At 73.7% G+C, this 23,604-nt stretch carries 18 protein-coding genes; 13 read left to right on the plus strand and 5 right to left on the minus strand.

Translation table 11 applies throughout. From position 1 onward, the window contains the following. Positions 1 to 75: 75 nt before the first annotated feature. From CTZ28_RS24595 to CTZ28_RS24605, 3 genes are all read left to right on the plus strand, one after another. Positions 76 to 849 carry a thioesterase II family protein gene (locus CTZ28_RS24595; RefSeq protein WP_259471786.1) on the plus strand — a complete coding sequence of 258 codons (774 nt, stop codon included), beginning with the start codon at positions 76 to 78 and terminating at the stop codon, positions 847 to 849. Between the two features lie 217 nt (positions 850 to 1,066). Then, positions 1,067 to 1,480, plus strand: a complete 414-nt coding sequence (locus CTZ28_RS24600) for a DUF4260 domain-containing protein (RefSeq protein WP_259471787.1) — start codon at positions 1,067 to 1,069, stop codon at positions 1,478 to 1,480. A gap of 145 nt (positions 1,481 to 1,625) precedes the next feature. Further along, positions 1,626 to 2,861 carry a cytochrome P450 gene (locus CTZ28_RS24605; protein WP_121891841.1) on the plus strand — a complete coding sequence of 412 codons (1,236 nt, stop codon included), beginning with the start codon at positions 1,626 to 1,628 and terminating at the stop codon, positions 2,859 to 2,861. Between the two features lie 375 nt (positions 2,862 to 3,236). Here the strand turns inward: CTZ28_RS24605 and CTZ28_RS24610 are convergent, their stop codons facing one another. After that, complete coding sequence (locus CTZ28_RS24610; RefSeq protein WP_183154565.1) at positions 3,237 to 4,499, minus strand: FAD-dependent oxidoreductase; 1,263 nt, start codon at positions 4,497 to 4,499, stop codon at positions 3,237 to 3,239. Positions 4,500 to 4,717: 218 nt separating this feature from the next. Between CTZ28_RS24610 and CTZ28_RS24615 the strand changes: the two genes are divergently transcribed. The 10 genes from CTZ28_RS24615 (at position 4,718) to CTZ28_RS24660 (ending at position 18,558) form a co-directional block, all read left to right on the plus strand. Beyond that, complete coding sequence (locus CTZ28_RS24615; protein WP_121891842.1) at positions 4,718 to 6,652, plus strand: HAD-IIIC family phosphatase; 1,935 nt, start codon at positions 4,718 to 4,720, stop codon at positions 6,650 to 6,652. Between the two features lie 131 nt (positions 6,653 to 6,783). Then, on the plus strand, positions 6,784 to 8,601 hold the full coding sequence (locus tag CTZ28_RS24620; RefSeq protein WP_121891843.1) for a fatty acyl-AMP ligase: 1,818 nt from the start codon (positions 6,784 to 6,786) through the stop codon (positions 8,599 to 8,601). Position 8,602: 1 nt separating this feature from the next. Then, entirely contained in the window at positions 8,603 to 10,414 is a 1,812-nt protein-coding gene (locus CTZ28_RS24625; RefSeq protein WP_183154566.1) for an acyl-CoA dehydrogenase family protein, read from the plus strand. Next, positions 10,408 to 12,195 (plus strand): acyl-CoA dehydrogenase family protein, encoded by a 1,788-nt coding sequence (locus tag CTZ28_RS24630; RefSeq protein WP_121891844.1) that lies wholly within the window; start codon positions 10,408 to 10,410, stop codon positions 12,193 to 12,195. Before CTZ28_RS24625 ends, CTZ28_RS24630 begins: the two co-directional genes overlap by 7 nt. Before the next feature lie 102 nt (positions 12,196 to 12,297). Continuing rightward, entirely contained in the window at positions 12,298 to 12,585 is a 288-nt protein-coding gene (locus CTZ28_RS24635; protein WP_121891845.1) for an acyl carrier protein, read from the plus strand. Continuing rightward, entirely contained in the window at positions 12,585 to 15,644 is a 3,060-nt protein-coding gene (locus CTZ28_RS24640; RefSeq protein WP_121891846.1) for a type I polyketide synthase, read from the plus strand. The genes CTZ28_RS24635 and CTZ28_RS24640 overlap by 1 nt, the downstream gene beginning before the upstream one ends. Then, positions 15,641 to 16,672 carry a 3-oxoacyl-ACP synthase III family protein gene (locus CTZ28_RS24645; protein WP_121891847.1) on the plus strand — a complete coding sequence of 344 codons (1,032 nt, stop codon included), beginning with the start codon at positions 15,641 to 15,643 and terminating at the stop codon, positions 16,670 to 16,672. Before CTZ28_RS24640 ends, CTZ28_RS24645 begins: the two co-directional genes overlap by 4 nt. Then, on the plus strand, positions 16,669 to 16,935 hold the full coding sequence (locus CTZ28_RS24650) for an acyl carrier protein (protein WP_121891848.1): 267 nt from the start codon (positions 16,669 to 16,671) through the stop codon (positions 16,933 to 16,935). The genes CTZ28_RS24645 and CTZ28_RS24650 overlap by 4 nt, the downstream gene beginning before the upstream one ends. Then, a complete protein-coding gene (locus CTZ28_RS24655; protein ID WP_259471788.1) occupies positions 16,932 to 17,792 on the plus strand; it encodes a 2-oxo acid dehydrogenase subunit E2 in 861 nt (286 codons plus the stop codon). Before CTZ28_RS24650 ends, CTZ28_RS24655 begins: the two co-directional genes overlap by 4 nt. Continuing rightward, positions 17,698 to 18,558: a 4'-phosphopantetheinyl transferase family protein gene (locus CTZ28_RS24660; RefSeq protein WP_121891849.1), complete on the plus strand. Its 861-nt coding sequence runs from the start codon at positions 17,698 to 17,700 to the stop codon at positions 18,556 to 18,558. Before CTZ28_RS24655 ends, CTZ28_RS24660 begins: the two co-directional genes overlap by 95 nt. A 100-nt stretch (positions 18,559 to 18,658) precedes the next feature. Here the strand turns inward: CTZ28_RS24660 and CTZ28_RS24665 are convergent, their stop codons facing one another. The 4 genes from CTZ28_RS24665 to CTZ28_RS24680 form a co-directional block, all read right to left on the minus strand. Then, positions 18,659 to 21,433, minus strand: a complete 2,775-nt coding sequence (locus tag CTZ28_RS24665; protein WP_121891850.1) for an AfsR/SARP family transcriptional regulator — start codon at positions 21,431 to 21,433, stop codon at positions 18,659 to 18,661. An 8-nt stretch (positions 21,434 to 21,441) separates the two neighbouring features. After that, positions 21,442 to 22,449: an AfsA-related hotdog domain-containing protein gene (locus CTZ28_RS24670; RefSeq protein ID WP_121891851.1), complete on the minus strand. Its 1,008-nt coding sequence runs from the start codon at positions 22,447 to 22,449 to the stop codon at positions 21,442 to 21,444. A gap of 143 nt (positions 22,450 to 22,592) precedes the next feature. After that, positions 22,593 to 22,919, minus strand: a complete 327-nt coding sequence (gene fdxA, locus CTZ28_RS24675) for a ferredoxin (RefSeq protein WP_121891852.1) — start codon at positions 22,917 to 22,919, stop codon at positions 22,593 to 22,595. Further along, positions 22,916 to 23,604: thiamine pyrophosphate-dependent enzyme (locus tag CTZ28_RS24680; RefSeq protein WP_259471789.1), on the minus strand; the 689-nt coding region annotated here is incomplete at its 5' end. The genes fdxA and CTZ28_RS24680, both read right to left, overlap by 4 nt.

The following is a 23,604-nucleotide window of genomic DNA, read 5'->3' on the forward strand; positions in this document are numbered from 1 at the left end:
CGGGAACGCCCGTCCGTTGTCGCACCGCGACCCGGCCGGCCCGCTCACCCCTGGACGGAACCGAGACGGAGCACCATGACGCGATACCTGTCCCGGAAGCGCCCGGACGGCGAACCGGACCCTGCGACACGGCTGTTCTGCTTCCCGTACGCGGGCGGCGGAGCCTCGGCGTACCGGCGATGGCAGCGCGGCCTCGACGCCCACGACGCCGGGGTACGGGTGCTGCCCGTGCAACTCCCCGGCCGCGAGGAGCGGTTCGCAGAACCCAGGTTCACCGATCTGGACGCCCTGATCGACGACATGGACGCGCAGCTCGACGAGGAGCTGTCCGAACCCCACATCTTCTACGGACACAGCATGGGGGCGCTCCTCGCGTACTCGCTCGCCCGGCGGCGGCAGCGGCGCGGCGCGCCCCTGCCCCGGGCACTCGTGCTCAGTGCCTACCGCGCCCCGCACCTGCCGGCCCCGCCGATCGCCGACCCGGACGCCGGGGACGCGGCACTCGTCGCCGGCCTGACGGCACTCGGCGGCATCCCGCAGACGCTGCTCGACCACCCCGAATTCCTCTCCGCGCTGCTCCCGGTGGCCCGCGACGACCTCCGGTTGTGTCTCGGCAGCGGCGCCGCGCCCGCCGAGCCGCTGCGGGTACCGCTGCACCTGTTCGCGGGGCGCGGTGACCGGCTGGTCGCCGTGTCCGAGGTGGCCGCCTGGGAGCGGCACGCGGGGTACGGCTGCGAGCTGCGTACGATGCCCGGGGGACACTTCTTCGTCAGGTCGGACGAGGGCGCCTTCCTGCGTGAACTCGCCTTGCTGACGCGCCGGTACGCCACGGAGCGGGTCGCCGTGTGACGGGCCGGCACCGCGGCGGCCGGGTCGTGAGAATCTCATGTTCCGGTCAGTTGTCCGTCATACCGGGGCCATGGTGGCGTCCCCGCCGCCAGGCTCCCGCTCCACCGGTCCCGACGACCCGGGAACGGCGGGTACTTCGGCCATCCCCCCACCACCGACGCGCGGCCGCCGCGCCGCCCCGAGCCCGTACGGAACCATCGTGAAAGGAACTTGTCCTGTGACACACGACGCCGCGGAGGGCCCCACGAGGAGCCCGGCCTCACCGCTGGTCCGCGTCGCCTGGGGGGTGCTGGCCGCCCTCCTGCTGATCTGGCTGGTGTTCGAGACGGCGAAGTACGGCGGCTGGGTGATCGTCGCCGCGGTCGCCGGGGTCGTCGTACCCGACCTGTCCTTCCTCGCCGCGCTCTCCGGCCCGCACGAGCACGGCCGGATGCCCCGTAGGGCCGTGCCCTTCTACAACCTCCTGCACCGGCCCCTCGTCGCCCTCGTCGTCATGGCCGGCTGTCTGATCCCCGAATCCTCGGCCGTCGCCGTCCCGTTGTTCAACTTCGGCCTGGCCTGGCTGGTGCACATCGCCGCCGACCGGGCCCTCGGGTTCGGCCTGCGCGGCGCCGACGGCCGGCAGCGCTGACCGCGCCCTCGGGGCGCGCTTTGGTGCCGCGCAAGCCCTCGCTGCGAGGCTCGTCCGGGTCCCCGACCGCGCCTCGCACCGCGCGTCGGCCGCCCGGACCACCGCACCCAAGTAACCGCTGAGCACCTGTTGCCGGAGGAAACGCATGGATACGACGGACACGACGCACGGCGGGCCGGAGACCGGCCAACCCCCGATGGACTACCCGTTCCACCGCCGTTCGGCCGTCGAAGTACCCCCCGTCTACGAGGAGTTGCGGGCCAAGTGCCCGGTCGCCCACGTCCGGCTGCCCAGCGGTGACGAGGGCTACGTGGTGACCCGCTACGACGATGTGCGCACCGTTCTCGCCGACGTCAGGTTCAGCCGGGAAGCCACCATCGCCCCCGACGCGCCGCAGCTCACCAGCACACCGCCCGTGCCGGGCAGCCTGTTCACCACGGACCCGCCCGAGCACACCCGGCTGCGCCGGCTCGTCTCCCGGGAGTTCACCGCCCGCCGGGTGCAGAACATGCGTCCGCGGATCCAGGAGCTCACCGACGGGCTCCTCGACGAGATGGCGAAGCAGGGCGGGCCGGTCGACCTGAACACGGCGCTGGCCTTCCCGCTGCCGGTGATGGTGATCTGTGAGCTGCTCGGTGTGCCCTTCGAGGACCGTGACCGCTTCCGCGAGTGGTCGGACGCCTTCGTCTCGTTGACGGCGCACACCCCGGAGGAGACCGCCGCCCAGCGCCAGCAGATGATCGAGTACCTGGCGGCGCTCGTCAAGCGCAAGCGGGAGGAGCCGACGGACGACCTGATGGGGGCGCTCGTCGCCGTCCACGACGACGAGGGCAGCCTCAACGAGTTCGAGCTGATCGTCATGGCGGCGACCATCCTCGTCGCCGGCCACGAGACCACCGTCAGCATGATCGGCAAGATCGTGCTGACGCTGCTGCGCCACCCGGAGCACCTGGCCACGCTGCGCGAGCACCCCGAGATGATCGACCACGCCATCGAGGAACTGCTGCGCGTCAACCCGATCGGTGACGGGGGTCCGCTGCGGATCACCCTGGAGGACGTGGAGATCGGCGGCACCGTCATTCCCAAGGGGAGCGCGGTGCTGGCGGCGGTCTGCTCCGCCAATCAGGACCCCGCGCGCTTCCCGGGCGCGGAGGCCGATGAGTTCGACCCCACCCGGCCCGAGGCCGTCCACCACGTCGCGTTCGGCCACGGCCCGCACTTCTGCTTGGGCGCCGCGCTGGCCAGGGCGGAGCTGCAGATCGTCGTCACCTCGCTGCTGAACCGGTTCCCCGGTCTGCGGCTCGCGGAGGAGGTCGAGGCCCTGGAGCTGACGACCGGGATGATGGTGCACGGCCTGACCCGACTCCCCGTCACCTGGTGACACCCGAGCCACGACACAGCCCGGCCGCCACCGGTTGACGGCCGGCCGGGCGCCGGGGCGCTGCGCCGGCCAGGGCGGAGCCCCCGGTTGACGGTCGGGTGGGCGCCTGGTGGGCCGGATCCGGTTCCGTTACGGCTGGTGGGCCAAGCGCTCCGCTGGAATTGCCGCGCTGTGCCGTCGGTCGTCTGCGGCACCGTCGTGGCTGGTCGCGCAGTTCCCCGCGCCCCTTCGGGGCGCTGTCGAACCGCAGCGGACTTCACGCGGCGGGCCCCGGAGGGTGGCTGTTCCGGTGCGCGGGGGATTCGGGTGGTGGGCAGGGCGGAGGCCCCGGTCCGTACGGGCCGGGGCTTGTGTCGTTCGGGTCCGGACCCGCGGTCATACCCGGGCGGTGGGGGACTGCGCCTCCACGACGTGCGGCCCCGGCCGCTGCAACTGGAAGTACGCGCTCCCCAGCACCCGCTCCTTCAGCTTCTGGCTCCGGTCGACCACCCGGTACAGCGAGCGGCGCACCACACCGCCGGCGCCGTGCAGCGCGAACAGCCGCTCCTGCCGCAGCTGCAGTCCGCGCGACGTGGCGACCGACTCCTCCCGCGCCCGCTGGAACCGGGCGTTCGCCGCCAGCAGCGCCACCTCGCTGCCGCCCGCGTCGAACGCCTCGCGCAGCAGCGGGGCCAGCGTCACCCCGTCGATGATCGCGTGATTGACACCCTGCCCGAGGATCGGCGTCAGCGTGTGCGCCGCGTCGCCGATCAGCACCAGACCCGGCATGGACCAGCGCGGCACCACCGTGGTGAAGATGTCCAGCATCGAGGTGTCGGACCAGGAGCGGATCTCCGCGCGCACCGACCCGGCCAGCTCCGGAGCGAGCCGGTCCAGCCGCTCGTACAGCGCGGGCAGCCCCTCGGCGCGCAGCTCCTTGAGCCCGCCCTTCGGGATGTTGAAGCCGACCCGCACACTGTCCGGGTGGGTCGGGATGAACAGCCCGTGCTGGTCGCCGCGGATCCGGACGCGATACGTACGGTCGTCCCACTCGGCCGGGAACGGCAGCTTCAGCCACACCACGTCACGGTCCAGCGGCAGCTTCGTGTACGACAGCCCGGACATCTCGCGGACCTTGCTGAACCGGCCGTCCGCCGCCACCGTGAGCGCCGCGCGCACCGTCAGTTCGCCCTCCGGGGTACGCGCCGTCACCCCCGTGACCGCACCGCTGTCGCCGTCCGCGCGCAGCAGCCGGGTGGCGGTCGCCCGGCGCACCAGGGTGAAGTGCTCCGCGTGCTCCTCCTGCCCGAGGCCCGCCAGGGCCGAGAGCAGCGCCGGCTGGGGCAGCTCCACCGGATAGGGGTGCGGGTACCGGAAGCGGCGGAAGTCGGCGCGCAGCACCGTGCTGCCGGAGTCGACGATCTCCATTCTGTGCATCTGCTGACAGGCGCCGTTCAGCCGGGCGAGGACGCCCAACCTGTCGAGCAGCCACACCGAGTCGGGGGAGACCGACTCGCCCCGGAACGACCGGTCGAAGTGACCGCTCTGCTCCAGGACCACGACGGAGACCGAACGCCTGGCGAGCTCCACGGCCAGGGTGAGCCCCGCCGGACCTCCTCCGACCACACACACTTCTGCGGTCAGCTCAGTTGTCGTCATCAGTGCTGCCTTTCAGAAGGAGTCATCCTGCCCCGATGGTCGGCAGCCCGCCTAAAGCAGCTCTTGCGGGCGGTCCGCGGGGCCCGGTCCGCACCCCGGTCCGCACCCCGGAGCAAGCCCGGCCACGGCCCGGCCCGTACCCGGGCGCAAGCCCGTCTTTAGGGACGGGGCACAAGCTCCCAAGCGCCTGCCCGCCCCCGCAGAGAGGCGAATCGACCGTGAGCACAGCAGTGACGACGTCCGACCCGGAGCGCACCGGCCCCGCCGGCCCCCTCGACCGGCTGCGCGCGCTGTACGGCGAGCGACGGCTCGCCGCCGAGTACCCGGCGGTGCCCGGACTGCTCGCCGAACTCGCGCAGCGGGACGACGGGTTCGCCCAGCTGTCCCGCGCGGGCCGGCTGCTCGCCAAGGTCGCCGCCGAGGACATCGTGGCGCGGCACCCCGGCGTCGTACCCGCCACCGTCGCCGTCACCGGACACGGCACGATCGACGCGCTGACCGCACCGCTCACCGCGGAACTCGCCCGGCACGGCATCCCGTTGCGGACGAGCGCAGGCGACCACGACGCATGGCTGCGCGACCTCCAGGACACCGACAGCCACCTGTACGCCCCCGGCACCGAACTCGCCCTCTGCCTGCTCGACGCCCAGCTCGTCTTCGACGAACTGCCGCTGCCCTGGGGCGTGGCGGACGTCGCCGGGACCGCCGCCGGCAAACTCGAACTCCTCGACCGGCTCGCCGCCCGCTACGACGCACACGGCACCGGGACGCTCGTACTCAACACCCTGCCGCTGCTGCCCCAGCACACCCAGCAGCTGATCGACCACCGCTCCCGTACCGAACTCTCCATCGCCTGGCGGGAGTTCAACATAGGGCTGCTGCGGCTGGCCGCCACGCACCCGCGGCTGCACGTGGTCGACCTGGAGCCGCTGATCGCCGGGGGCGGACCGGTCCGCGATCCGCGGCTCGCCGCCTACGCCAAGGTGAACCTGGGCGAGGAGGTGCTCGCCGGATACGCCCGGCAGACGGGCCATCTGCTGCGGACCCTGCGCGGCAGGGCCAAGAAGGTCCTCGTCCTGGACCTCGACAACACCCTCTGGGACGGCATCCTCGGCGACGACGGACCCGACGGCATCGCCGCCGCCACCACCTACCGCGGCGAGGCCTTCGGCCGGTTCCAGCGAGTGGTCAAGCAGATCGGCAGCCAGGGCGTCCTGCTCGCGGTGTGCAGCAAGAACGACCGCGAGCCGGTGCTCGACGTGCTCCGCGACCACCCCGACATGACCCTGCGCGAGGCCGACTTCGTCCGGATCAGCGCCGACTGGGAACCCAAGGACGGCGGCATCCGGACCATCGCCGCCCGCCTCAATCTCGGCACCGACAGCTTCGTCTTCGCCGACGACTCGCCCTTCGAACGCGGTCTCGTCGCCGCCACGCTCCCCGAGGTCGCCGTGATCGCCCTCGACGAGGAACCGGCGCTGCACATCGACCGGCTCCTCGCCGACGGCTGGTTCGACGTGCGGGAACTGACCGTCGAGGACCGCGGACGCGCCGTGCAGTACCGGCAGGAGGCGGAACGGCAGGACCTACAGCAGGTCACCGGGTCGATGGAGGAGTACCTGCGCGCCCTCGACGTGCGGATCGAGGTCGCCCCCGTACGCGACCACGAGGTGGTCCGGGTCGCCCAGATCACCCTGCGCACCAACCAGTTCAACCTCACCACCCGCCGGCTCCAGGCGCCCGACGTCCGCGAACGGCTCGACTCGCCGGACCATCTGGTGCTGGCCGTGCGCTCCCGTGACCGCTTCGGCGACAACGGGGTCGTCGGCGCCCTGTTCGCGCACCGCGAGGACGCGGCCCTGCGCATCGACAACATGCTGCTCAGCTGCCGGGTCTTCGCCCGCGGCATCGAGCAGGCCGCCGTCGCCGCGCTGCTGGCGCACGCTGTGGACTCGGGTGCGACCGAGGTACGCGCCGGCTACCGGCCCACCGCCAAGAACCACAAGGTGCGCGACTTCTACCCGTCGCTCGGCTTCGAGCGGGCCGCCGAAACCCCGGACGGCGGCGTCGAGTTCCGACACCGGCTGGTCGAACTGCCCGACATGCCCGGACATGTGACCCTCGACGCGGACTTCCGGGGCGGCCCCGAATGACCTGGGCGCACCCGGGAGGCGTCGCACCGAACGCACAAGCGTCTCCTTAGTGCCCCGGACGACGATCGTGATGTCAGAGCAACCCGTGCCGGCGCCACGCCAGCGGAACTCGGAGAGGTCGGAGAAAGACGTTGACGAACTTCCGGACCTTCACGGAACTGGTTCTGGAACGCACCGAAGCCCGCAGCGCCGCGGATGCCTTCATCTTCCTGCCCGACGACGCCCGCGGCTCGGTGCCGCAGCACCTCACCTTCGCCGGGCTCGACCAGGAGGCGCGCCGGATCGCGTCCTGGCTCCAGGCGCGCGGGGCCGCGAACCGCCAGGTCCTGCTGCTCCACCCGGCCGGCCTGGACTTCATCAAGGCGTTCACCGCCTGCCTGTACGCCGGTGCCGTGGCCGTGCCGGGACCGCTGCCCACCGAACAGGGCCAGCACTTCTCCCGGGTCTCCGGCATTCTGCGCGACGCCGAGGCGTGCGCCGTGCTCACCGACTCGGCCCACGCCCCCGAGATCTCCGCCTGGCTGGCCGCGGAGGGCTTCACCGACGTGCCGTGCCTGGCCACCGACGATCCGGCCCAGGGCGCCGCGGACGCCTGGCACGCCCCCGCCCTCACCCCGGACAGCCGCGCCTTCCTGCAGTACACCTCGGGCTCGACCAGTGACCCCAAGGGCGTCGTGGTCTCGCACCGCAACCTGCTCGCCAACGAGGCGGCGATCCAGCGGTCGATCGGCACCAGCGCACAGACCGTGTGCGGCGGCTGGCTGCCCTTCTACCACGACATGGGTCTGATCGGGCACATCCTCCATCCGCTCTACCTCGGCATCCCCGCCGTCCTGATGGCGCCCTTCACCTTCCTCAAGCGCCCCGTCCGCTGGCTGAAGATGGTCGGCGACTACGGGGTGACCACCGGCGGCGGCCCCAACTTCGCCTACGACCTGTGCGTGCGCAGGGTCACCGACGCACAGCTGGAGACGCTCGACCTGTCCACCTGGACGACCGCCTGCAACGGCGCCGAACCGGTCAGGGCCGAGACCGTCCGCGCCTTCACCGAGCGCTTCGCGCCCGCCGGATTCCGGCCCGAGGCATTCTTCCCCTGCTACGGCATGGCCGAGACGACCCTGCTGGTCTCCGGCATCCCGCGCACCGCCGGCCCCCGCGTGCTCGACGTCGACGCCGCGGCCCTGGAGCGCGGTGAACTCGCCGACCCGCGGGCGGACCGGCCCACCCGTTCCCTCGTCAGCAGCGGGATCGTGCGCGACTTCGAGGTCCGCGTCGTCGACCCGGAGACCCGGACCGAGAGGCCCGCGGGACACGTCGGCGAGATCTGGCTCAAGGGTGACAGCGTCGCGTCCGGCTACTGGAAGCGGCCGCAGACCAACAAGGAGATCTTCGACGCGGCGATCCGCGACGCCGCGGGCGCGGGCGACGACGACGGCGGGTGGCTGCGCACCGGCGACATGGGCGTCCTCCAGGACGGACAGCTCTATGTCACCGGCCGGCTCAAGGAGTTGGTCATCCTCGCGGGCCGCAACCTCTACCCGCAGGACGTCGAACGCGCCGTCCAGTCCGTGGACCCGGCCTTCGGCAGCGGCGCGGGCGCCGTCTTCGCCGTCGAGACCGACCGCGAGCACCTGGTGGCGATCCAGGAGGTCCGCCCCGGCAGCGTCGCCACCGACCTGCGCACCCTCGCCTCCGGCGTGCAGAGCTTCATCAGCAAGGAGTTCAGCATCCCGGCAGGCAACATCCTGCTGGTCCGCCCCGGAACCGTCCGCAGGACCACCAGCGGCAAGATCCAGCGGACCCTGATGCGCAAGCTGTTCCTGGCGGGCGGGATCACCGCGCTGCACGAGGTCCTGGAGCCGGCCGTCCGCGAACTGGTCGCCTCCGCCGACGCCGGCGCGGCCACCGGCGACCAGCCCGCCGCCCTGTCCCCGGAATCGGTGGTCTGACGTGGAACACCCGCCCTACCGGCTCGCGGAGGAGTTCGACCGCTACCTCGGCGACCCCGACGACCCCGGCGAGGTCTTCTCCTACGCGCGCTGCGCGGAACTCGACGACAAGGAGGAGTTCCCCGCCGACATCTGCCGCCGCTTCGAGGAGTGGGGCCTGCCCGACCAGTACGTACCGGTCGAGCACGGCGGCCGGCTGCGCGACTACGAGCAGGTCCTCCAGCTCGTCCGCGCCGTCGCCCGCCGCGATCTGACCTGTGCCATCGGCCACGGCAAGACCTACCTCGGCGGGGTCTGCGTATGGGTGGCGGGCTCCGCGGAGCAGGGTGCCCGGCTCGGTGCCGACATCATGGCCGGGGTCCCGGTCTCCCTCGGGCTCACCGAACGCGCCCACGGCAGCGACCTGCTCGCCGGCGAGGTGCGCACCGACGGCACGGCGGCGGACACCGCGGACCACTGGCTGGTCAGCGGCGAGAAATGGCTGATCAACAACGCCACCCGGGGGTCGGTGCTGTCGCTGCTGACCCGTACCCGCCCGGACGGGGGCCCGCGCGGCTTCAGCGTCCTCCTCGTCGACAAGCGCGAACTCGACGAGGGCAGTTACCGCCACCTGCCGAAGATCCGCACCCACGGCATCCGCGGCGCCGACATCTCCGGCATCGCCTTCGACGGCGCCCGCGTGCCGCGCGGCGCCCTCGTCGGCGCCGAGGGCGCCGGACTGGAGATCGTGCTGAAGGCGCTCCAGCTCACCCGCACCATGTGCGCGGCGCTGTCGCTCGGCGCCGGCGACCACGGGCTGCGGCTCGGCCTGGACTTCGCCGAGGAACGCGAGCTGTACGGCCGGCGGCTCATCGACCTCCCGCAGGCCCGGCACGTGCTGACCGGTGCCGCCGCCGACGTCCTGCTGCACGAGGCGGTCGCCCTGGTCGCCGCCCGCGCCGTGCAGAGCCAGACCGCGGAACTCGGCGTCACCTCGGCCGTCACCAAGTATCTGCTGCCCACCGGCACCGACCAGGTCCTCGCCGACCTGACCGGGCTGCTCGGCGCCCGCGCCTTCCTCAAGGGCGTGCACGCCGACGGCCGGTTCCAGAAGCTCCAGCGCGACCACCGCATCGTCGGGCTCTTCGACGGCAACACCCTGGTCAACCTCAACTCCCTGATCAACCAGTTCCGTTCACTGGTACGCGGGTTCCGGCGCGGCACCGGCGACACGGCGGGCAGCGACACCGCCTGCGACCTGGGCGCACCGCTGCCGCCCCTGGATCCGGCGAAGCTGTCACTGGTCGCCCGGCACGGCAGCGGACTCATGGCGGGGCTCCTCGCCTCGGTCGAGGAGATCACCCGGCGCGCGGACCTGAACCCCGCGCTCGGCCCGGTCGCCGAGGCCGCGCGGCGGCTGCTCGCCGTCACCACCGCGGTGCACACCGAGATGGAGGAGTACCAGGGCGCGCTCACCGAGGTGCCGCCCGCCGCCTTCGAGGTCGCGCGCCGCTACACCCTGTGCTGGGCAGGAGCGGCCTGCCTCGGCCTGTGGACGCACAGCACCGACCGGTTCCCCGACGGCCCCGACGCTGTCGCCACCGGGGAGTTGTGGCGCGACGGCCTGTGGCTGCACACCGTCCTCGACCGGCTGCTGGTCCGGCTCGGCGAACCGGCGGCGGCCGGCCCGGAGACCTACGAAGAACTGCTCGGCGCCCTGCGGGCGGCCCGCTCCTCGGGCCGGCTGTTCTCGCTGCTGCCGCAGCGGGGCCCCGAGCGGCGGCCCGCGACGCCCGGCGCGGCCGCCGGCGAGAGGGAGACGACGTCATGCTGATCGCTGCAGAGCCCCAGGACCCGCACCCGGCGACCGCCGCGGCGGACGGCGACGGGACGCCGGGGCAGGAGGCGCGGGCCGCGGCCCGCGTGGCCGAAGTGGACCGGCGGCTCGGCGACCCGACCGACGAGGCGGGCGAACTGTCCTACGCCCGGCTGATCGCGGCGGACGAGGCCGGTGAACTCGCCACGGCCGGCGAGCGCGCCCTCGACGAACTCGGGCTCGGCGCCGACTTCGTGCCGACCGCCGAGGGCGGCCGGCTGGAGCGGCTCGACACCCTGGTGCGGGTCATGCGGCAGGTGTTCCGCCGCGACGTCGCCCTCGGCCTCGGCTACGGAGTGACCTCCTTCATGGCCGGAGTGAACGTCTGGACCTCCGGGGACGCCGCACAGCGCGCACGCCTCGCCCGGATCCTCACCGGCGGCGGCAAGGTGTCGGTCGCCTACCACGAACTCGCGCACGGCAACGACTTCGTACGCAACGAGTTTGAGGCCCGCCCCGCGCCGGACGGCGGATTTCTGCTGAACGGCGCCAAGCAGGTCATCAACAACGCCGACCGCGCGGACGCCTGGGTGCTGTTCAGCCGCACCAGCCCCGCACCGGGCAGCCGCAGCCACTCCGTGCTGTTCGTCGAGCGCGAGGGGCTCGACCCGGACACCTGGCGGGTGCTGCCGCGCTACGACGCCGTCGGCGTGCGCGGCTGCCACCTGTCCGGACTCCGCTTCGACGACACACCCGTGCCGTCCTCGGCCCTCGTCGGCGCGAGCGGAACAGGGGTCGAAACCGCCCTGCGCGCCTTCCAGATCACCAGGGCCGCGCTGCCCGCCATGGCCGTCGGCACCGCCGACACGGCCCTGCGCACCGTCGTGGGTTTCGCGCTGGGCCGACGGCTCTACCGCAAGTCCGTCCTGGACATCCCGCATGCCAGAGCCACCCTGTCCGGGGCCTTCACCGACCTGCTGACCTGCGACAGCCTCTCGCTGGCCGCGACCCGGGCGGTGCATCTGCTCCCCGAGCAGACCAGCGTCCTCGCCGCCGCCACCAAGTACCTCGTCCCGAAGCTGCTCACCGACGCCCTGCACGAGCTGTCCATCGTGCTCGGTGCCCGCTTCTACGTCCGGGACGGAGAGCACGGCATCTTCCAGAAGCACATCCGTGACCTGCCCGTGCTCAGCCTCGGCCACGCCGGCTCCGCGGCCTGCCAGGCCACCATCATCCCCCAGCTGTCCCGGCTCGCCCGGCGCTCCTGGTTCAGCGACGAACCGGCCCCCGCGGCACTCTTCCGGCCGCGCGCCGGCCTGCCGGACCTCCCCTTCGACCGGCTCACCCTGGCGAGCGGACGGGACGGGCTCAGCGCCACCCTGGTCGCCGCCGTCGACACGCCGCCCGGCGCGACACCCGAGGAGCAGGCCGTCCAGGAACTGGCGCGGCAACTGGTGGACGAGCTGCGACAGGTCCAGGAGGCGAGCCGTGCGCTCGCACCCCAGGACCGTACGGCCCTCGCCGGCCCCGCCGCGTTCGCCCTCGCCGACCGGTACGCCGTCCTGCTCGCGGCCGCCGCGGCGATCGGCGTCCGGCAGCAGGCGGCCCAGGACGGCGGCGACGCGTTCCTCGCCGACCCCGCCTGGCTCGCCGCCGCCCTGCACCGGCTCGCCCGGCGGCTCGGCCGGCGGCCCGCCGCGCTCCCGGCGTCCGTGGACGCCCGGGTGCACGAGGAAGTACTGCGCAGGTTCCACGCGCGCACCAGCTACGACCTGTACGACACCCCGCTCACCGGCTGACGGACGCCGGCCGGACCGTCACGGATCCCGGCCGTCCACGACGGCCGCCGGACGGCACCACGACAGCACGCGACCACCGCTCACCCCGCCGAGGAGTGCACCATGCCCGTTCCGACCACCGGACACACCACCGAGTCTCTGACCACGTGGTTGGCCGAGCGCATCGCCCTCTACCTCAAGCGGCAGCCCGCCGACATCGACCCGGACGTGCCCCTCGCGGAGTACGGCCTCGACTCCGTCGCCGCCCTCAGCCTGTGCGGCGACATCGAGGACGACTTCGACGTCGTGATGGAGCCGACGGTCGCCTGGGACTACCCGACCGTGCACGCGCTCGCCGGCCACCTCCTGGCGGAGCTCGCCGCGGACACCGCGCAGGGTGGCGGCGCTTGATGGAACCCGTGGCCATCGTCGGCATCGACTGCAGATTCCCGGGGGCGCCCGACACCGGCGCCTACTGGGACCTGCTGATGCGCGGCGCAGACGGGGTGGGGGAGGTGCCACGGCAGCGGTGGGACGTCACGGAGTTCCACTCGCAGGCCGGGGAGGAAGGACGCACCAACACCACCGAGGGCGGCTTCATCGCCGACCCGGACGCCTTCGACAACGAGTTCTTCACCATCTCCCCGCGCGAGGCCGCCGCCATGGACCCCCAGCAGCGGCTGCTGCTGCAGTCCGCGTGGCGGGCGGTCGAGGACGCGGGGATCGCGCCGCGGAACCTCGCCGGCACCCGGACCGGGGTCTACGTCGGCATCATGGGCAACGAGTGGGCGCACCTGCACCTCACCGACTACGCCAACGTCACCGCCCAGGTCGGCTCCGGCAACGGCTACTGCATGACCGCCAACCGGATCTCGTACCACCTGGACCTGAAGGGCCCGAGCCTCGCCGTCGACACCGCCTGCTCCTCCTCGCTGGTCGCCGCGCATCTCGCGGTGAACGCCCTGCTGGCCGAGGAGTGCGACCACGCGCTCGTCGGCGGCGTCAACGTGAGCCTCACCCCGGCCCTGTCGATCTTCTACACCCAGGCCGGGCTCTCCGCCCCCGACGGGCGCTGCAAGCCGTTCAGCAGCGAGGCGAACGGCATCGGCCGCGGCGAGGGCGTCGGCACGGTCGTGCTGCGCAGGCTGCGGGACGCGCTCGCCGACGGCCAGCGCGTGTACGCCGTCATCCGCGGCACCGCCGTCAACCAGGACGGCCGCAGCAACGGGCTGACCGCGCCCAACCGGTGGGCCCAGCAGGAGGTGCTCGGCGCCGCCTACCACAGGGCCGGGGTCGAGCCCGCCGACGTGGTCTTCACCGAGGCGCACGGCACCGGCACCGGCCTCGGCGACATGATGGAGGTCAAGGCGCTCGGCCACCACCACGCCGGCCGCAGCGGCAGGCCCATGGCGCTCGGCTCGGTCAAGGGCAACCTCGGCCACACCGAGGGCGCCGCCGGCATCGCCGGGCTGATCAAGGTCGCCCTGTCACTGCACCACCGGGTGGTCCCCGCCAGCCGCTACGCGGCCAAGGAGAGCAAGCAGCTCAAACTGCGCGACCACGGGCTGCGGCTGCTGAAGGCACCGCTGCGGCTGCCCACGGGACCCATCGTCGCCGGACTCAGCAGCTTCGGCATGGGCGGCACCAACGCCCACGCCGTCCTGGAGTCCGCGCCCGCCGCCCGCCCCGAACCGGCCGACGGCGCCGCGCCCGGCGGCATCGGCGCCGCCGTCTTCACCCTCACCGCGCCGAACGCCGACGCGCTGCGCCGCAACCTGCTGGCCCAGGCGGACGCGGTAGCGGCCCGCCGGGTGCCGCTGGGCCCGCTGGCCAGATCCAGCAACCGGGTCAAGACCGGCCACCGGCACCGCTTCGCGACCGCCGCCACGGACACCCGTGAACTCGTCGCCGCGCTGCGCGAGTCGGCCGACGATCCCGATCTGCTGGCCCGGCTCTCCGCTCCTCCCGCCGGCCGGCCCCGCATCGCGTTCCTGTTCACCGGACAGGGCGCGCAGCACCCGCGGATGACCGCCGCACTGTACGCGCAGTCGCCGCTGTACCGGCGCTTCCTCGACGAGGCCGACGCCGCGCTGCTCCCGCACACCGGGCGGTCCGTGCGCGACCTGATCCTCACCGGCGACGACGCGGTGCACGGCACCCGGTGGACGCAGCCCGCACTGTTCGCCGTCGGCTACGCCCTCGGCCGGACCCTGACGGAACTCGGCGTGCGCCCCGGCATGCTCCTCGGTCACAGCGTCGGCGAGTTCGCCGCCGCCGTCCTGGCCCGGGCGCTCCCGCTGGACGGCGCCGCCCGGCTGGTCGCCGCCCGCGGCGCCCTGATGCAGGAACTCCCCGCGGGCGGCGGCATGCTGTCCGTTCGGGCCGCCCGGGCTGACCTGGCCGCGTGGCTCGAGCCCGAACCCCTGGTCGGCGTCGCCGCGGTCAACGGCCCCACCGCCACCGTGCTCTCCGGCGACCTGGCGGCCCTGGAACGCATCGGCGCCGCGATCGCCGCCGAGGGAATCACCACCCGCAGACTCCAGGTGTCGCACGCGTTCCACTCACCGCTGATGCGGCCCGTACTGGCCCGCTTCGCGGAGATAGCCGACGAGATCGGCGGCACGGTGCCGGAGCTCCCGGTGTACTCGACCGTACGCGGCCGGGTGCTCGACGGCGAGGCGATGGACGCCCCGTACTGGGTCGAACACATCGGCGCCACCGTGCTGTTCGCGGACGCCGCCGAGGCGCTGCTCGCCGCGGACCCGACCCACCTGGTGGAGCTCGGCCCGCAGCCGGTGCTCTCCGGGATGGTGCGCCGCCTCGACCGGCCCGCCGCGGGCGCGGGCCCGGCACATGTCCTGCCGGTGCGCGGCCCCGAGTCCGCCGGCCGGGACCTCGCCGAGGCCCTCGCCGCGCTGTACCGCGGCGGCGTCGAACCCGACTGGGACGCCGCGTACCCACCCGGGGAACGCATTGCGCACCCGCTGCCGCCGTACGCCTTCTCCACCCGGACCCGCTACTGGGCGAGGCATTCCGTGCGGACCACGGGACCGGCGGCCGGGCCCGCGGCCCCGGCGTCCGTCGCGCACCGGGAACCGGAGACCACCGCGGCCTCCGCCGCCGTCCGCACCCTGGACCGGCCCGGCGGCCCGGCGGACCCGGTCGCGGACGCCGTCCTCGACGCCGTCCGACAGGTCGGCGGCTACGCCGACGCCGAGATCGGCCCGCACGACCGGCTCTACGAGGACCTCGGCTTCGACTCCGTCATGATCATGGAACTGAAGAACCGGCTGGAGGCCCGGCTCGCCGGTGTCGCCGGCCTGACGGTCCAGGACCTGCTGCCCCGGCTCTCCTCCGTCGGCGACCTCGTCGCCTTCCTGCGCGAATCCGGCGCGGCGCCGCCCGGTCCCGCGCACCACGGCGACAGCCAGGAGAACCCGGCGTTCAGGGAAGAGGAGAGGACGGCATGACCACCCCGACGACTGCGACCAGCCATCTCGCCGCCATCGGCACCGCGCTGCCCGGAGACCCGGTGGACAACGCCACCCTGGCCAAGGTGCTCGGCATCAACGAGGAGTGGATCGAGGTCTTCATCGGCACCAGGACGCGGTACTTCGCCCGGGACCTCGGCACCGGAGTGGTGCGCTGGTCGCTCGCCGACCTGTGCGCGCAGGCCGCCGAGCGGGCACTCGCCGCCCCCGGCACCGACCCGTCCGAGATCGAGTTCATCGTGCTCGGCACCGCCACCCCCGACACCCTGATGCCCGCCACCGTCAACCATGTCGCCGATCAGCTCGGCCTGGACCAGGTGCCCACCTTCCAGCTCCAGTCCGGCTGCGCCGGCGCCGTACAGGCCCTCGGCGTCGCCCAGGCGATGATCGCCTCCGGCCAGTACCGCACCGGCCTCGTCATCGGCGGCGACGTGTGCAGCAAACACCTCGACCTGGGGCGCGACGTGTCCGGCGCCGCCCCCGGCGACCTCGTCAACTACGTCCTGTTCGGCGACGGAGCCGGCGCGGCCGTCCTCACCGACGAGCCGCGCGGACAGCGCGTCGCGCTGCGCCACGTCCTCAACCGCTTCACCGGACTGGGCCGCAAGCCAGGTCAGATCATCGAGTGGTTCGGGCTCGCCGACCGGTACGACGACCGGCAGGCCCTCACCGAGGACTACAAGGCCATCGAGGAGTCCGTGCCCGTCATGGCCGGCGAGATCCTCTGGGAGATGCTCGGCGAACTCGACTGGGACGCCGACCAGCTCGACTATCTGCTGCCGCCCCAGCTGTCCGGCCGGATGACCCGCCGGATCACCGAGGAACTCGACGTGCCGGCCGCGCAGGACGTCTCGTGCGTCGCGGACACCGGCAACAACGGGAACGCCCTGCCCTTCCTGCAGATCGAGAAGTTGCTGGAGCGGATGACCGACGGCGAGCGGGCCCTCGCGGTCGCCGTGGAGTCCAGCAAGTGGATCAAGGCCGGTTTCGCCCTGGAGAAGATATGAGCATCGACGGCACCGCCCCCGCGCCCGCCACGGGCGGCTTCACCCTCGACGACTACGTCCGGCTCGTCAACGACGAGATCGGCATGCCGCTCGCCCCCGCGCAGGTGGCCGCCGACTTCGACGAACTGCCCGACTGGGACTCGCTGTACCTGCTCAAGCTGGTCACCGCCCTGGAAGCCGCCATCGGCCGCAAGGTCCCGGTCGGCAGGGTCCTGGAGGCCCGCAGCCTCAAGGAGATCTACGAGCTGGCGGTGACCGGGTGAGCACCACCGCCGAGGCCGTACGGCGCCGCCGCCACACCCTGTACTTCCTGGAGTGGGCGGCGGCCCAGCGGCCCGTGCACCTGGACACCGACGTCGACATGACCCGGGTCCAGGCGCACCGCGCCGCCGCCCGCGACAACGGCCGGCGCTACTCGGTGGTCAGCTATCTGCTGTACGCGGCCGGGCGGGTCCTCGACCGGCACCCGGAGGCGAACGCCGTCATGGCACCCGGCTGGCCCGCACTGCTGCGCCGGCCGAGGATCGTCCGCTTCGACGGCGTCACCGCCAAGGTGGCCCTGGACCGGCCCGTCGAGGGCGAACGCACCGTCCTCTCGGCGCTCGTGCCCGGTCTGGAGGCGGCGAACCTGCGCGAGATCCAGCAGCGCATCGACCGCTACCGGGGCGAACAGGCCGCCGAACTCCCCGAGTTCAAGGGCGTACGGATGCTGGGCCGGCTCCCGGTCCCGCTCGGCAGGGCCGCCTTCGCCGCGGCCCTGCGCGATCCGCACCGGCGCGCCGGCGTGTTCGGCACCGTCTCGGTCAGCTCGCTCGGCCACGGGACCGTCGACGGCTTCCACTCGGCCGGCGGCACCGCCGTGACCCTCTGCGCGGGCCGCGTCGTGGACCGTGCGGTGGTCCGCGACGGCGCCGTGGTGCCCGCGCCGATGATGCGGCTCGGCCTCACCTTCGACCACCGGGTGATCGACGGCGCGACGGCGGCCGACGTGCTGTCCGATCTCCACCACACGATGGAGACCTTCGATGACGGCACCTGGGCGCCGGACCCCGGGCCGGACCCTCGGCGAACCGATCGCGATCTGCGGCCCCTCGGCGGGCTGGAGCAGGGTACGCGCTGACCTGGACCGGCACGGGGCCGCGGTGCTCTGCGCCCGCCAGGACGACTGGCGGCCCGAAGGGGCGGGCGCACGGCGGCTGCGCGCGCTCCTCGGCCGGGACTGGGAGCGCTACCGGGAACTGACGCACCCGAAGGCCCGTACCCGGTTCGCCGCCTCCCGCGTCCTGCTGAAGTTCGCCGCCGCGGCGGCGCTCGGCGTACGGCCCCAGTCCGTCGAACTCGGCTACGGCCTCACCGGCCGCCCCTGCCTGCGCGGCTACGACGGGCTGCACATCAGCCTCAGCCACACCGATGACCTGCTGCTGGTCGGCCTCGCCGGCGACGGCACCATCGGCGTCGACGCCGAGCGCACCGACCGCGTCCTGTACGGTTCCGGACTCGGCCGGCACATGTGCACCCCGTACGAGGCTCAGCGGATCGAGGCCCTGCCGGCCGCGGAGCGCAACCCCGCCCTGCTGCGCCTGTGGACCCTGAAGGAGGCCTACAGCAAGGCCATCGGCCTCGGCATGCTGTTCCCCTTCACCGACTTCGGCTTCAGCCCGGACGGCGCGCCCACGGACGTGCTGCGCCCCGACGGCACCCCCGGCACGGTCGGCGCCTGGGCCTTCCACACCGTGTCGTTCGCCGGCCGCTACACCCTGGGCGTCGCGGTCGGCGACGCCGGATTCGGCCGCACCGCGGACCTGGCCGCGGCCACGGCACTCGACCCGGCCATCGTCGACGCCCTGGTCGCGGCGCTGGACGAGGACGAACCGCAGGCACGCTGAGCGCTCCGCCGGACAGGCCGCGATGTGCCGTCGGTCGCCCGCGGCACCGTCGTGGCCGGTCGCGCAGACCACCCGCGCCCCTTCGGGGCGCGGGTGGTTCTCATGCGGCTCGTCGGGTCGGTTGTGCCGGGTGGAACAGCCAGACGCCGGGGCGGACTTCGAGGGGGATCGAGGCCACAGCGGCCGGCCGGCCGGACCCGAGTGCCGTGCGCAGGGCGAAGGCCGTGCGTCGGGCGTACTCGCTCCAGCGGTGGTCGCCGGCCGAGCGCGCGGCGCTCTCGCACTCCGCCAGGCGGGCCAGCGCCTCCTCGTGGCGGCCCTCGCGCTGCGCCACCAGGGCCAGTCCGCGCAGCGACTCCGCCGCGCCACGCACGTCACCGGCCGGCCGGCTCACCGACAGGGCACGCGCATAGCCCCGCCCGGCCCCGCCGACGTGCCCCATCGCGAGGAGCGCGTCCGCCTCGGCGGACAGACAGCGGCCCGCCGCCGCCCGGTCACCGTGCCGGACGAACAGGTGCCAGGCGAGGTGGTACCGGTCGACGGCCTGCGCGGTCCGGTGGCGCTGCCAGGACAGGTCGCCGAGGGACCGCAGGATCACGGCCTCCGCGTGGACGTCGCCGGACCTGCGGGCCGCGTCCAGCGCGAGGTCGTGCGTCGACTCCCACGCGTCCCACAGGGCGCCCGCCTCGTAGTAGCCGGCCGCGGCCGAGGCCAGGGCGCAGCACAGCCGCCACAGCCCGGCCGCATGGGCCTGCCGCACGGCCTCCGACAGACCCGCCGACTCCTCCTGGAACCACCGCAGCGGTGCGCCACCGACCACCTCCTCGGGCGAGATCCCGGCCACGGGCTCGGCCTCGTGGGCGAGCCGGTCCCGGCCGGGCGCCAGTTGCGCGTCGGCGTGCCGGGCCAGCGCCAGGTAGGCGCGGCACAGCCGTGCCACGGCCGCGGTGCCCTCCTGCGGTGACTCCTCGGCCGACACGTCGAGGGCCAGCGAGCGCAGCAGCGCGTGGAAGCCGTAGCGCACGGGGGCCAGCCGCCCCGGCCGCCGCCGCGCCTCCAGCAGATGGGCCTGCACCAGCCGCTCGGTGAGCCGCTCGGCCCGCGCCGGGTCCGCGCCGAGCAGCGCGGTCGCGGTCCAGGGCGCGAAGTCCGGCAGCGGGGCCAGCCCGAGCAGCCGGAAGGCGTGCCGGGCCTCCTCGTCCACGTCGTGGTAGGCGGTCAGCAGAGTGCCGCGTACGTCGAGGTCGCCGAGGGCGAGCGTGGCCAGCCGGGTGCGCTCGTCGCGCAGCCGCCGGGCGAGCCCGGCGGCGGTCCAGTGCGGGCGGGCCGCGAGCCCGGCGGCGGCCACCCGAAGGGCCAGCGGCAGCCGTCCGCACAGCCGGGCGATCTCCGCCGCCGCCTCCGGCTCGTCCCGCATCCGCTCGCCGCCGCACGCCGCGAGCAGTGCCTCGGCCTCGGGCGCGGAGAGCACGTCGAGGGTCAGCCGTCGCACGCTCTCCAGCGCGCCGAGCACCTGACGGCTGGTCAGGATCACCGTGCTGTCGGGCAGCGCCGACAGCACCGGCCGGACCTGCGCCTCCGAGACGGCGTCGTCCAGGACGACGAGCATCCTGCGGCCCTCGGCGCGCCGGTGCAGCAGCTCCGCGAGCTCCGCCTCCGACGACGGCAGCGGCGGTGCCGCGGCGGTGTCCTCTTCCGCCGCTGTGGCCTGCGGCCCGCGCAGCCGTCGCAGCAGGGTCGCCATGGCGGTCCTCGGTTCGACGGCCCGCCCGCCGGCGTCCCGCAGTGTCACGAGGATCCGTCCGTCGGGGAACCGGTCGGCGGCGCCGTGGGCCAGTCGCACGGCGAGCGCCGTCTTTCCGGCGCCCGCCCGGCCCGACAGCACGAGCACCCGGTTCCGGCCGGCCGGCTCGTCCCCCAGCAGCCGCTCACCGAGGGCCAGTTGGTCCTCGCGTCCGGTGAAGTCCGCCACGGCCGGCGGCAGCCACACCGTGGGCCCCGCGTCCCGTACGCCGCCCGCGGGTCCGTCGGCCGGCCCGCCGGGCGCCCCGGCGGCCGGGCGCCCGCCGGATCCGCCCACCGGTACGAGCCGGCGTTCCGGCTCGCCGTGCCGGGCCAGCGACGGGTCGGAGGCGAGGATCCGCTCCTGGAGCCTGCTCAGCACCGGCCCGGGCTCCACCCCCAACTCGTCGACGAGCGAGCGCCGCGCCCGCTGATAGACGTGCAGGGCGTCGGACTGCCGGCCGGACCGGTAGAGCGCCACCATCAGATGACAGTGCAGCGTCTCGCGCAGCGGGTGTTCGTGTGCCAGGGCCATCAGCTCACCGACCAGTTCCTGGTGCAGCCCGAGCCGCAGATCGGCGGAGATCCGCTGTTCCAGCACCTCCGCGCGCAGCTCGTTCAGCCGGATCGCGGAGGTCTCCAGCGTGGGGCCGTGCGGTATGCCCGAGAGCGCGGGGCCCGTCCACAGCCCCAGCGCGCGGCCGAGCGCCCGCGACGCGGCCTCGTACTCGTGCCGGCCGTAGGCGGCCCGGCCCTCGGCCCGCAGCGACTCGAAGACGGCCAGGTCCAGTTCCGCCGCGTCGGCCCGCATCAGGTAGCCGGGCGGCCGGGTCAGCAGCGGCTGCTCCGCGCCGGTCTCCGCCACGGTGCCGTCGGGGCCCGCCAGCAGGGCCTTGCGCAGCTGGGACACATACACCTGGAGGGTGGTGGTGGCCGTGCGTGGTGGTTGTGCACCCCACAGTTCGTCGATCAGAGTATGGGTGGACACCACCGTGTTGCGCTGTACCAACAGGGTGGCGAGGACCGCGCGTGGCTTGGCCGCGGACGGCATACGAGGCGTCATGTGCACGGGGCCGAGTACTCGGTATCGCATCGCGCGCCTCAGCAGTCCTGCAGCACGGACGCGGAGATCCGCGCCACGACCCGGCTGCCCTGGAGGAACGACAGCCGCAGCTCGACCACCGGCCGGCCCGCGGTGTCCCGGCACACCCGCCCGTCCGTGCGGCGCGCGCTCTCACGCACCGTGCAGTGCAGCGGCAGCCCGGGCTCGGCGAAGCCGCGGAACGTGGCCTGCCACCGGGACAGCACCGCGTGCGAGGGGACAAACCCGCGCAGCTCGGCGGTGGCGAGCAGCCCCACCTGACGGGACACCTCCAGGAACAGCATCGGTGGCACCTCGTCGGGCGCGTCGGCCTCCAGCCGGAGCCCGGCCGCCGCCTTCGCGTCGATGGGGAAGGCCAGTTCCTCGTGGCCCTCCGCGCCGGTGCGCTCGGGCAGCCCGACCAGGACGTTGCGGCTGTCCCGGTGACCCACCTGCTCGGGCCGCGGCACGCCCGCGGGCCGCGGCTCGTCGTCCCAGCCCGTCAGGGACGCCGTGCTCTGCCGCCGCCCGAGGTCGCGATGGCCGCGGTAGACGCCCTGGGTGAGGAAGACCAGCCGCGCCGAGGCGGTGCCGCAGCGCTCGCCGTCGATGGAGACGGCGGCCTCGCACTCCAGGCCGCGCGGCACGCCGGCCACGACGTCGAGCGGTGTCATCCCGAGGTGCAGGGCGATCCCGGCTCTCGGGCCCCTGCGGCGCCAGGCGTCCAGGCGGGTGATCGCGGCGCTGCCCGAGGCCACCACGGGGTGCCAGCCCGGTGGCACTCTGAAGTAGCGGCGCGCCGCGAACAGCATGGTCTGGTGCAGCGACTCCACGGGGAACAGCAGATCGTGGTACCGCGACACACAGTCGCCGAACAGCGGGTGTTCTGCGGGCAGTTCTGCGGAGAAGGCGAAGTTCTGTCGTACCGGCGCGGTCGCCTTCAGCAGATAGGCCTCGGGGCTGGCCGGCCTGTGGACCAGATGGTGGGGTCCGAGGAAGGCGGGGGACGGAGCGGTGTAGGTGTCCATGGGATTCCTCTGCGGCGGTGTCCGGCGGCTCTGCGGAACTTGCTGGGCACGTGCGCTTGACGGGGTGCACGTTGCCGGACTCCGCTGAAGGACCGGGGAAGCCGCACTGAAGCCCGCGGGCCACGCCCCCGCACCGCTGCGGCTCAGCCCGCTTCGACCGGCTCTCCCGCCACCACCGGGTGGTCCCGGGCCAGGGGTTCCGCCCCGCTCGCCCCGCCGGTCGCCGCGGCTCCGGCCGTCGCGAAGACCTCCCGTTCGGCGGTGAGATAGCCGGACCACTCGTCGGGCAGGGCGTCCTCGTAGAAGATCGCCTCGACCGGGCAGACGGGCTCGCAGGCGCCGCAGTCCACGCATTCGTCGGGGTTGATGTACATCTTGCGCGGGCCTTCGTAGATGCAGTCGACGGGGCACTCGTCGACGCAGGCCTTGTCCTTGAGGTCCACGCAGGGCTGGGCGATGACGTACGTCACGGGGTCTCCACGGTCCAGGTGTCGGTGCCGGCGAGGAGGGCGGCGAGGTCGCCCTTGCCGTGCTGCTCGACGGCGGTTTCGAGCTGGTCGGACATCCGGGCGTCGTAGACCGGCCGGGCCACGGACCGGAAGACGCCGATGGGCGTGTGGTGCAGGGTGTCGGGGTCGGCGAGGCGGGACAGCGCGAACGCCGTGGCCGACGAGGCCGCGTGGGCGTCGTGGACGAGGACCTGTGCCTCGTTCTCCGGGGTGACCGTGACGACCCGGAGGTCGCCGGTCCGTGCGTTCCGTACGACGCCCTGGGCGCGGTCGGCGCCGAAGCGGATCTGCCGGCCGTGCTCCAGGCGGATCACGGCCTCCTCGGCCCGCCGGCGGTCCCGCACGGCGTCGAAGGCGCCGTCGTTGAAGATGTTGCAGTTCTGGTAGATCTCCACCAGGGCGGTGCCGGGATGCGCGGCGGCCTGCCGCAGGACCTCGGTGAGGTGCGCGCGGTCGGAGTCGACGGTGCGTGCCACGAAGGAGGCCTCGGCGCCGATGGCCAGGGACACCGGGTTGAAGGGCGCGTCGAGGGAGCCCATCGGTGTCGACTTGGTGATCTTGCCGACTTCGGAGGTGGGCGAGTACTGGCCTTTGGTAAGGCCGTAGATGCGGTTGTTGAAGAGGAGGATCTTCAGGTTGACGTTGC

Source organism: Streptomyces shenzhenensis (genome assembly GCF_003688995.1).
GTDB lineage: Bacteria > Actinomycetota > Actinomycetes > Streptomycetales > Streptomycetaceae > Streptomyces > Streptomyces shenzhenensis_A.

Bases quoted from the DNA above. Each gene is read 5' to 3' on its own strand.
- CTZ28_RS24595 (WP_259471786.1), top strand. From the start codon at position 76: ATGACGCGATACCTGTCCCGGAAGCGCCCGGACGGCGAACCGGACCCT.
- CTZ28_RS24605 (WP_121891841.1), top strand. From the start codon at position 1,626: ATGGATACGACGGACACGACGCACGGCGGGCCGGAGACCGGCCAACCC.
- CTZ28_RS24610 (WP_183154565.1), bottom strand. From the start codon at position 4,499: ATGACGACAACTGAGCTGACCGCAGAAGTGTGTGTGGTCGGAGGAGGT.
- CTZ28_RS24630 (WP_121891844.1), top strand. From the start codon at position 10,408: ATGCTGATCGCTGCAGAGCCCCAGGACCCGCACCCGGCGACCGCCGCG.
- CTZ28_RS24635 (WP_121891845.1), top strand. From the start codon at position 12,298: ATGCCCGTTCCGACCACCGGACACACCACCGAGTCTCTGACCACGTGG.
- CTZ28_RS24640 (WP_121891846.1), top strand. From the start codon at position 12,585: ATGGAACCCGTGGCCATCGTCGGCATCGACTGCAGATTCCCGGGGGCG.
- CTZ28_RS24645 (WP_121891847.1), top strand. From the start codon at position 15,641: ATGACCACCCCGACGACTGCGACCAGCCATCTCGCCGCCATCGGCACC.
- CTZ28_RS24650 (WP_121891848.1), top strand. From the start codon at position 16,669: ATGAGCATCGACGGCACCGCCCCCGCGCCCGCCACGGGCGGCTTCACC.
- CTZ28_RS24660 (WP_121891849.1), top strand. From the start codon at position 17,698: ATGACGGCACCTGGGCGCCGGACCCCGGGCCGGACCCTCGGCGAACCG.
- CTZ28_RS24665 (WP_121891850.1), bottom strand. From the start codon at position 21,433: ATGCGATACCGAGTACTCGGCCCCGTGCACATGACGCCTCGTATGCCG.
- CTZ28_RS24670 (WP_121891851.1), bottom strand. From the start codon at position 22,449: ATGGACACCTACACCGCTCCGTCCCCCGCCTTCCTCGGACCCCACCAT.